Genomic DNA, 433 nt, shown 5'->3' with positions numbered 1-433 from the left:
CGGTGGTGACTGTAGATACTGCAGCAGCGAACCTACTTGGTGCGATTACAGTACCTGATGACTTAAACATTGATGGCATCATCAATGCAGCAGAACTTGGCGCAGACGGCAGCTTTGATGCCCGTGTCGCGTTGGGTCCGGATGCAGTAGTAGGTACTGTCGTGAACGTTAACGGCACTGACTACACAGTGAGTGCAACTGACTTGACGAATGGCTATATCACCGCAGCAATTCCTGTGACAGCAGATGGCCCAATCACCATCCATGCCCAAGCAGTGGATTCACAAGGTCATATCAGCAGCCCGGCAGATGTCATCGTGACTGTCGATACGGCAGCACCAAATGCACCGGTTCTTGATCCAATCAATGCGACCAATCCAATCACAGGTACAGCAGAAGCGGGATCAACCGTAACTGTGAGCTTCCCTGATGG

Annotated in this window: 1 protein-coding gene; it reads left to right on the top strand. The window is 51.7% G+C overall.

The window, feature by feature from the left end:
- Positions 1–433: hypothetical protein (locus ACG59Z_RS18760; protein WP_400200721.1), on the top strand; the 433-nt coding region annotated here is incomplete at both ends.

Source organism: Acinetobacter sp. ABJ_C1_1 (genome assembly GCF_044684115.1).
GTDB classification, from domain to species: domain Bacteria; phylum Pseudomonadota; class Gammaproteobacteria; order Pseudomonadales; family Moraxellaceae; genus Acinetobacter; species Acinetobacter nosocomialis_A.
Note: the sequence above shows the minus strand (reverse complement) of the source record. Positions and strands in the feature narration are given on the sequence as shown.